5 protein-coding genes are annotated in these 8935 nt (G+C 45.7%); 3 read left to right on the forward strand and 2 right to left on the reverse strand.

Features of this window, described 5'->3' with window-relative positions; all coding sequences use genetic code 11:
• Positions 1 to 407: 407 nt before the first annotated feature.
• Together GXO74_02610 and typA are read left to right on the forward strand one after the other, a co-directional pair.
• The gene (locus tag GXO74_02610) at positions 408 to 2177 is read left to right on the forward strand and encodes a DEAD/DEAH box helicase (GenBank protein ID NOZ60551.1); all 1770 of its coding nucleotides are present in this window, start codon (positions 408 to 410) and stop codon (positions 2175 to 2177) included.
• Between the two features lie 253 nt (positions 2178 to 2430).
• Positions 2431 to 4269: a translational GTPase TypA gene (gene typA, locus GXO74_02615; protein NOZ60552.1), complete on the forward strand. Its 1839-nt coding sequence runs from the start codon at positions 2431 to 2433 to the stop codon at positions 4267 to 4269.
• Positions 4270 to 4390: 121 nt separating this feature from the next.
• On the opposite strand, the gene GXO74_02620 is transcribed toward typA, so the two are convergent.
• Positions 4391 to 4888: a carboxypeptidase-like regulatory domain-containing protein gene (locus GXO74_02620; GenBank protein ID NOZ60553.1), complete on the reverse strand. Its 498-nt coding sequence runs from the start codon at positions 4886 to 4888 to the stop codon at positions 4391 to 4393.
• 240 nt (positions 4889 to 5128) lie between these two features.
• Between GXO74_02620 and GXO74_02625 the strand changes: the two genes are divergently transcribed.
• Positions 5129 to 6613 carry a hypothetical protein gene (locus GXO74_02625; protein NOZ60554.1) on the forward strand — a complete coding sequence of 495 codons (1485 nt, stop codon included), beginning with the start codon at positions 5129 to 5131 and terminating at the stop codon, positions 6611 to 6613.
• Between the two features lie 144 nt (positions 6614 to 6757).
• Here the strand turns inward: GXO74_02625 and GXO74_02630 are convergent.
• The coding region (locus GXO74_02630) for a GWxTD domain-containing protein (GenBank protein ID NOZ60555.1) at positions 6758 to 8935 on the reverse strand (2178 nt) is incomplete at its 5' end.

Genomic DNA, 8935 nt, shown 5'->3' on the forward strand with positions numbered 1-8935 from the left:
CATACATATATTTATCCTTAAAAGTCCCTCCGGAGGCGGGTCTTCGACAAGAGAAAAAAGTATCCCAGATCGGAATAATGGGTTAATTTCGAAAAAAATTCTCTGAGCTACGCATTCAGAAGCAGACACCAAATTCACCTTGGCGCCAGCCGGCGCTTATCGGAATTAACTTCCACCAACTGGCGAACGATCTCAGAAATATTCATGGATCCTCACATCAATTTGAATAAATTTTTTTTCCATTGACTTTGTCATTTAAATTCAGTACATTCTGGCTTGTAAATTCGTAAAAATCTCTATTGCAATTTCAAGATTCTGCCCAATTATTTGCCGGCAGTTCGTGTGCTGCCACGATGATTGGGCTTTTTTTTAATTCATAGACACATTTAGTATTTTGAGGCTTTAACATGACAACATTTGAAAAAATCGGTATTGAATCTAAATTAGCAGAAGGTATCGCTGACCTCGGTTTTGAAAACCCCATGCCAATTCAGGAGAAAGTCATCCCGGTTTTGCTGAAGGAAAAAAGAGACATCATCGCGCTGGCGCAGACAGGAACCGGTAAAACCGCCGCTTTCGGCTTGCCTTTGATTCAATTAATCAATCCGAACTTTAATAAACCGCAAGTGCTCATTCTCTCGCCGACGCGGGAACTGTGCTTACAGATCACCAATGATCTGAAAAACTACGCCAAGCACATCCGCGGTTTGAATATCGTCGCCATTTACGGCGGCGCTGATATGGGCAGACAAATTCGCGCGCTGGGCGACGGGGCGCACATTATCGTTGCCACGCCCGGCAGAATGGACGATCTGCTTAACCGAAGAAAAAAAGTTGACACTTCTGCCATCGAAACAGTGGTACTGGACGAGGCCGATGAGATGTTGACCATGGGCTTCAAAGATGAGTTGGACGCCATTCTTGAGCAAATGCCGGAAACGAAAAACACGCTGTTGTTTTCCGCCACCATGTCCGGTGAAGTCAGGCGTATCAGCAAAAATTACATGGTCGCGCCGCTGGAAATATCTGTCGGCGATCGCAATGTGGGCGCGGAAAATGTCGACCACATCTGCTACCAGGTGCACGAAAAAAATCGCTACCAGGCGCTGAAACGAATCGTTGATTTTCATCCGAGCATTTACGGCATCATCTTTTGCCGCACCCGCGAAGAGACCAAACAGGTGGCTAAAAAATTAATGCACGACGGTTACAACGCCGACGCGCTGCACGGCGATCTTTCGCAGGCGCAACGGGAAACAGTGATGCAAAAATTTCGCATTAAAAATCTGCAACTGCTCACCGCGACCGACGTTGCCGCGCGGGGGCTGGACGTGAAAGATTTGACGCATATTATTAATTACAACCTGCCGGACGAGGCAATTTTGTACATTCACCGCAGCGGCAGAACTGGTCGCGCCGGACAAAATGGCGTTTCCATTGCGATTACTAATCTGCGCGAAAAGGCGAAAATCACTAAAATCGAACGGCTGTTGAAGAAAAAATTTCAAACGCTGCCGGTGCCCACGGGCAAAGAAATTTGCGAAAGTCAATTGCTCAACATCGTTGACAGACTGGAGAAAGTTGAGATTGATGAAGCTGAAATCAACAATTTTTTGCCTGCCGTACAGGAGAAATTGGCGCATCTTAATCGCGATGAAATCATCAAACTTCTCATTGCCAGGGAATTCAATCAATTTCTAAATTATTACAAAGATGCGGATGATTTGAAGACGCCTGTGGCAAGTGAGAGAAGTTCAACAACGCGGTCGCAAAAGCGGGAGAAATTCGACAACTTCCCGGGAGATCGTTCGCGCACTCGAATCAAATCTAATTACCGGCGCGATAGATCGGAGAAAGGTTTCGCCAGATTTTACATCAATTTGGGTGAGAAAGACCGGCTCACGCCGCCGGAACTCATCGGACTGGTGAACCGCAGCACGCGGAACAGAAACATCAACATCGGCAAAATCGACATCCTGCGGAAATTTTCGTTTTTTGAAGTGGATGAAATGTATACCGATGATGTACTGGACGGTTTTAAAAATATGATTTTTAACAAAAGAAATGTCATCGTGGAAATCACCAACGGCGAAAAAATCGAAAAAAGACCTGTGCCTTCTTTTCATCAAAAGAGAAAAGACGCCAAGCGAAAAAAAGCGAAAGCGTGGAGCTATTGAGGAAATGCTTTGCCCGAAGTTGATTTAAGATAGAAAAATTTTGACCGGATTTGCAGAATTAACCGGGCTTCATTAAAATAGCTGAATTATCTCGAAAAGTAATCATTCTGCTATTGCCAATACTTTGCTTTTTCTTGATCTCCCGGATAATCACTGATTTCTGTATTTCTTTTTTAATCTGGTCAATCATGTAAATCCTGTCGAAATGTCTTTTAAAAATAATTTAGACCCAATTTAATAGGAACACTTTGCAATGCGAAAAAATGAATTCAGAAATATTGCCATCATCGCCCACGTGGATCACGGAAAAACGACACTGGTTGACGGTATGCTGCGACAAAGCGGCATTTTCCGGGAAAATCAGCAGGTGAACGACCGGGTGATGGACTCCATGGATCTGGAACGGGAGCGCGGCATCACGATCATGGCAAAAAACACGGCGGTGTGGTACAAACACATCAAAATAAACATCATCGACACGCCGGGACATGCGGATTTTGGCGGCGAAGTTGAGCGCAGCCTGAATCTCGTCGATGGCGCTCTGCTTTTAGTCGACGCCAGCGAGGGACCTTTACCCCAAACCAGATTTGTCGTGAAAAAAGCGCTGGCGAAAAAATTGCCCATCATTCTTGTGATCAATAAAATTGATCGCTCGGATTCCAGAATTAACGCGGTCATCAACGAAGTTTACGACCTGTTCATTGATCTGGATGCAGACGAAGAACAAATCGATTTTCCGATACTTTACACCAACGCAAAATTGGGTGTCGCTCATCTGGAATTAGACGATGCTTCCGAGAATCTCAAACCTTTATTCGATACAATTGTCTCTGAGATTCCCGGGCCCAAAGCCGACGACGACGCAACGCCACAATTTCTCGTGACAAATCTTGATTACGATTCTTACGTCGGCCAGATTGCTATCGGGCGTTTGGCTAATGGGAAATTGTCCATGGGCATGACATATTCGCTCTGCGGAAAAAATGAAATTACGCGCGGCGTTAAGTTTTCTGCGTTGTATTCTTTCCACGGGCTGGGGAAAAAGCAGGTTGACGTCGTCCATTCAGGCGACATCATTGCGCTGGCAGGTGTGGACAACATTCAGATCGGCGACACGATTTCGGGTCTGGAAAATCCGCAGCCGTTACCGCGCATCCACGTGGATGAGCCGACGGTGTCCATGATTTTTTACGTGAATAACAGCCCCTTCGCCGGAACCGAAGGACAATTTTTGACATCAAGGCATTTGAGAGAGCGGCTGGGACGCGAGACAAAAGGCAATGTCGCCATCAAAGTCATTCCGCAGAATCGCGCCGATGCTTTTGAAGTGCGCGGCCGCGGCGAGCTGCAAATGGCAGTGCTGATCGAAACCATGCGGCGCGAGGGTTACGAATTCATGGTCTCCAAACCTCAGGTGATCAAAAAAGAGATCGACGGGAAATTTTTTGAACCCGTAGAAAGAATTTTTATCGACGTGCCGGAAGAATACGTGGGCGTAGTGACGGAGAAACTCTCCAAACGAAAAGGTCGCATGACTGATTTGAACAATCACGGAAACGGCCGCGTCAACATCGAATTTGTCATCCCGACGCGCGGGCTCATCGGATTTCGCAGCCAATTTTTGACGGACACCAAGGGCACCGGCGTGATGAATGCGCTCTTTGAAGGTTTCGAGCCTTGGTTTGGCCCCATTCCGCAGCGCGCATCCGGTTCGCTCATCGCGGACAGAGCCGGCAGAGTGACGCATTACGCGTGTGTGGGCATGGTGGATCGCGGCGAACTTTTCGTCTCTCCGAACACGCAGGTTTACAACGGCATGGTCATCGGCGAGCGCAACAGAAATAGCGATCTGGAAGTCAATATCACCAAAGAAAAGAAACTAACCAACATGCGCAGTTCCACGTCCGACGCCACGGTGACCTTGCGGCCTCCGCGGTTGCTTTCGCTGGATCAGTCCATTGAATTCATCGCCGAAGACGAGCTTGTGGAAGTCACACCAAAAAATATCCGTCTGCGAAAAATGGAGCTGAATGTGCAGAAAAGGACGGCTTTGAAGAAAAAAGAGAAGATTACGGAGATGAAGGTGGCGTGAAAATTAGAAAAGTGTTAGCAAAGTGTGCCCCAACTTTAAGGTGGAGCACATTTTGGAACTCTGAATAAAAATATTTGTAAAAAATTTGACTGCTTTCCTATCGCTGCCGTCCAGAATCCCATTATTTCGTCAAAACCACCTTCAGTTTCTCGTCAGTATGTAAATAAATCGTCTGGTGCACGTAGGTGCTGATTTTTCTTGTTTTGCCGTTTCCGCGAGGGATTTCAATTTTTACGGGGGCATAGAGATAATATTTGCCTTCACCGAGGCGTTTGAAGACAAATTTTCCGGAGTCATCGGTCACGGTTTTGCGAATATATTTTAAAGCGCGCAAATCCGGCTCTTCGATGGGAATGCCGTTCTGCACGGTTTTCACGTAAAATTCCTCGCTGTAGCTTGTCGCGGGATTTAGGGTCACTTCGCAGCCGACGCCAAATTCTTTTCCTCCATTTGGTTTCGGCAAAACAATTTGTCCCTCAATTTCCGAAGTACCGGTCAATTGCAAAAATTTATAATCTGCCGGATTAAAGGGTCTCCGTTTTTCGCGTCTCATCCCGGATTGCGTCGCTATACATCCCGCAAAAATCAACAAAATCATTGTCATCCCAGTCCAGCGCATTTGAAGTTCCTTTATTTGATAAAATTTTCTGGTCGCGTATTTAAATGGAAATATAATAAATATTAACTACTTTGTCAAGGTAATAAATCAACAGGAATTGCCGCTATCTGATTTGATAAATATTGACAAAATTTGCTAGTCGCAAAAAAAAATCGTTGACCTTTTCGATATTTTTTCGTTTATTTGAATATCCATATCCAGGCAAATAAATATTTTCGACATAAATGAAGGAGTTTTTTTATGAATTCTCGGTTCAGGCGCATCGCGTCAATTTTTGTTTTGTTCTTTCTACTCGCACAACTGTCATTGATCGCAGGGGAGAAAAGTCAGGGTCTTGATTGTTTTTCCATACTTGTGGGGAAAAATGCCTCGGCAGACGGCGCGGTTTTGTTCGCTCACAACGAGGATGACGGCGGCACGCAAATTGTCAATTTGTACCGTGTACCCCGACAAAAAAACGAAGCCGGCAAAGCCATCGCCTTGAAAAACGGCGGTCTATTACCCAGACCGGCGGAAACGAACAGCTATTTGTGGCTGCAAATGCCGAAAATGATGTTCAGCGACGGTTACTTTAACGAATATGGCGTAGTCATCGCTTCCGATGCCTGTCAATCACGCGAAGATAAACCGGAACTGACCGACGGCGGCATCACTTATTGGCTCCGCCGCGCCGTGGCGGAACAGGCTCATTCTGCGCGGGAAGCAGTGCACATCGCCGGGAAATTAGTGGAAACGTACGGCTACGCTTCATCAGGGCGGACCTACGTCATCGCCGACGCCAACGAAGGCTGGATGTTTTCCGCGGTGAACGGCAAACACTGGGTCGCGGCGCGAGTGCCTGACAATGAAGTGGCAGTGCTTCCGAACTACTACACCATCGGCGAAGTCGATTTATCGGACACCACCAATTTTTTAGGCGCAAAAGACTTGATCGATTACGCCATTCAACGCGGCTGGTATGACCCGGCTCGGGACGGAAAATTTCATTTTGCCAGAGTCTATTCCAATCCCCGAAATTTGAACCATCCGGGCAATATCAACCGTATGTGGCGCGGCGTGTGCCTTGTCAGCGGGCGCGAGTTCAAACTGGACGATGAACTTCCTTTTTCTTTAAAGCCAAATAAAAAATTGACGCCGCAGGATCTGATGCGCGTTTTGCGGGATCACTACGAAGGCACGGAACTGGACAATACAGACAACTACAAAGCAGGCAGCCCCTACAAACTTAACAGATCAACAATTTGCGCGAATTCAACGCAGTGCAGTTTTGTCGCCCAATTGCGCGGCTGGATGCCCAAGGAGCTTGGCTGCGTTCTCTGGTTAGCGCTGCGCCGCCCCGATTCCCACGCTTTTGTTCCGCTCTACTTGGGGACGCAAAAAATTCCTGACGGCTTTGCTTACGATGACTGGCAGATTTCTCTGAGTCACCATTTCAATCCGCCGGATTTTTATTACGAAAAGCGCGACGATCACGCTTTCTGGGCGCACTGGAAATTGGCAAATTGGGTGGATCAGGATTACGGAAATCGCATTTTCAAAGTGCAAAAAGTCTGGCAAAAATTTGAAAAATCGGCATTTGAGATGCAGCCGGGATTTGAAAAGAAAATGGAGAAAATCTTCAAAAAAGACAAACAAGATGCGCTGCGGCTCATCACCAATTATTCTGATGATTGGCTCATTAAATCGTGGAAAAAGTCTGCTGCGCTTGTTCCGAAGAATGAATAAAATTATCACTCAGTAAAAGTGTGCTCCATCTTTCAGGTGGGGTACACTTTAAGTCTTTTCAGCGAATCACAATTAAAATTGAAAGCTGCAAATTCTGCTGACCAAAGGGGTACCCCATTTTTCAGACGGAGCACCCCTTTTTTTCTAATCAACAATCACTACTCTCCCGGATCGGCTGGCAATATCACCGGAGAGCGAATCCGTTACTTTGATAGTGAGCTGATATCTTCCTTTTTTCAAGTGGCTCACGTCGATAGCGAGATATTCTTGAGAATCTTTGCCGGAGATTTCTCGTTCCATGAAAGTGGAGATCGTCGATTTTCCGCTGCTCAAAAGGCCGAAAAGGTTCCCGATCTTTTTCTTACTGCCGGAAATTTGTTCCACTGAATATTCGATCTCGAACCGCGCCTGATTGTTGCTATCCGTTGTTAAGTTGTACAATTCAAAATAAATGTACATGGGTCGTTTGCGAAAAAATTGCCGCATGGGATTTGGCAGGACGAATAAATCGCCGCGGTTGAATTTGTTTTTGCCTCTGGCAGCCTCAATTTTTTCGGCAAAAACGATGTCGCTCATGGAAAGCTTCTCTTTTGTGAAATCTTCAGCCACAGCCGTAACCTTCCAGCCGCCAAGATATTTCCCTTTTTCCGGTTTAACGTACATGCTGATGTGATAGGAATCCGGCGGTAAATCAGTGGAAAAAAGATCAATGGAAAATTTATTTTTACTCATGGGAATTGATTGATTGGATTTGTTTTGCGAAATCTGATGCCAGCTTTTATCAAAAATTGTAATCCCGATGTCAATTTTCATGGAATTCAAACTGCGAAACTCCTTGCGCAGCGGCTCCAGCGAAACAGCGTAATCAATTTCCAGCCGCGTTTTATTTCCCAGAGATCGAAAGCTGCCAATGGTGAAAGGAACGTTCAACGGCAGCACTTTTTCTTCCCAGGCGTGGCGATCCGTCGAAGTCCCCAGGAACACGGATTTTTTGCTTTCCAGCGCCATTTGATTTTCAATGGCTAATCTTTCCAACGGGTCAGCGCGCAACATACGAAAAAAAACGTTATCCCAACTTAGTCGATCTTCCAAAATTTCCGGATTTTCAATTATCGGGCTGAATCGCCAGGCGCCCGGAGAATTATGAGTGAAAAAGTGAAACATCATTTTGGGCATGTTGCCGCGCTGATAGTAGAGCCAGGATTCATTCGTCGGCACGTCCATACCCGCGGTCCGCGCCCATTCATCCGGTTTGCCCTGGCGAATGTAAATCAAACCTTTATCGTGAAATTCATTGTTCAACTCGTACGCCGCATTAAATTTAAAATAGCCCATTTGATCCGGATTGTTGAACCAGGTGCGAAAACCATCGTACTCGTAATTTTTTTCTGCGTAATTCAAACGCCGGTAGTGTTCCGCCAGTCTGGCGTTTATTTTCGTCCCCGGCGTCGGATCGCGGCGATTCCAGAAAGTACGGAAAAAATCGTTTTTTTCTTTCGCCGATTTTAGGCTTCGGTATCGATGCAGTTCTTCGTCAGTCACAATGTACTTGATATCTTCGAAAACCAAATCCGCCTGAATGTCATTTTCGATCTCGTTCACAGCGCGCCAGAAAAAGGATTGGGCTTTCATTCTTTTCCCCTGTTGATAATTAAGACGCGCCAAAGCAAGATAAACCGGTTGCAGCCACATTTTGCCGGGATTTTTGAGCAAAGACTGATAAATTGAGTCCGCCGCGGCAAATTTTCCCTCGCGGCGAAATTTTTCAGCAATGGCAAATTGTGCTTCCGGATTGGGAAATTGGGAAAGATATTTCAGCACTTTTTTTTCAGAATTGTGAGTAATGAAATAGCGGTACAGGCGAAAAATCTTCACCTGCGGCTCCACAAGTTCAGGTTTTAATCTGATTTGTTCACGGCACAACCGAATCGCTTCCTCGTAATTTTTCCAGTAGCGCATTAACTTGGCGTATTGAAAAAGTACGTCGTCAAACAGCGAATCCTGCGCCAGCACTGATTCGAAATGGGACTTCGCTTTTTTCCAGTCAAGGTGACGCATGATCAGGGCTTTGAATTTTCCGGTTTCGCGATAACAAATGCCAAGATAATAGTGCGCCTCAATTGGATTTTCATCGACTTTTTCTAATTTTTTGTAAATATCTTTGGCGTCGCCCCATTTTTCCTGTTTTACATAAATTTTCCCCAATCCGCGAAGCGCCTCAATCGAATTTTTATCATTTTTCAAAATCTTTTTAAAATAGAATTTTGCGGAATCATAACTTTCTTCGGAAAAATATTTTTGGGCGCGCAGGAGCAAAGAATC

It is taken from the genome of Calditrichota bacterium, from assembly GCA_013152715.1.
Classification (GTDB): Bacteria; Zhuqueibacterota; Zhuqueibacteria; order Thermofontimicrobiales; family Thermofontimicrobiaceae; genus 4484-87.

Bases quoted from the DNA above. Each gene is read 5' to 3' on its own strand.
- GXO74_02610 (NOZ60551.1), top strand. From the start codon at position 408: ATGACAACATTTGAAAAAATCGGTATTGAATCTAAATTAGCAGAAGGT.
- typA (NOZ60552.1), top strand. From the start codon at position 2,431: ATGCGAAAAAATGAATTCAGAAATATTGCCATCATCGCCCACGTGGAT.
- GXO74_02620 (NOZ60553.1), bottom strand. From the start codon at position 4,888: ATGCGCTGGACTGGGATGACAATGATTTTGTTGATTTTTGCGGGATGT.
- GXO74_02625 (NOZ60554.1), top strand. From the start codon at position 5,129: ATGAATTCTCGGTTCAGGCGCATCGCGTCAATTTTTGTTTTGTTCTTT.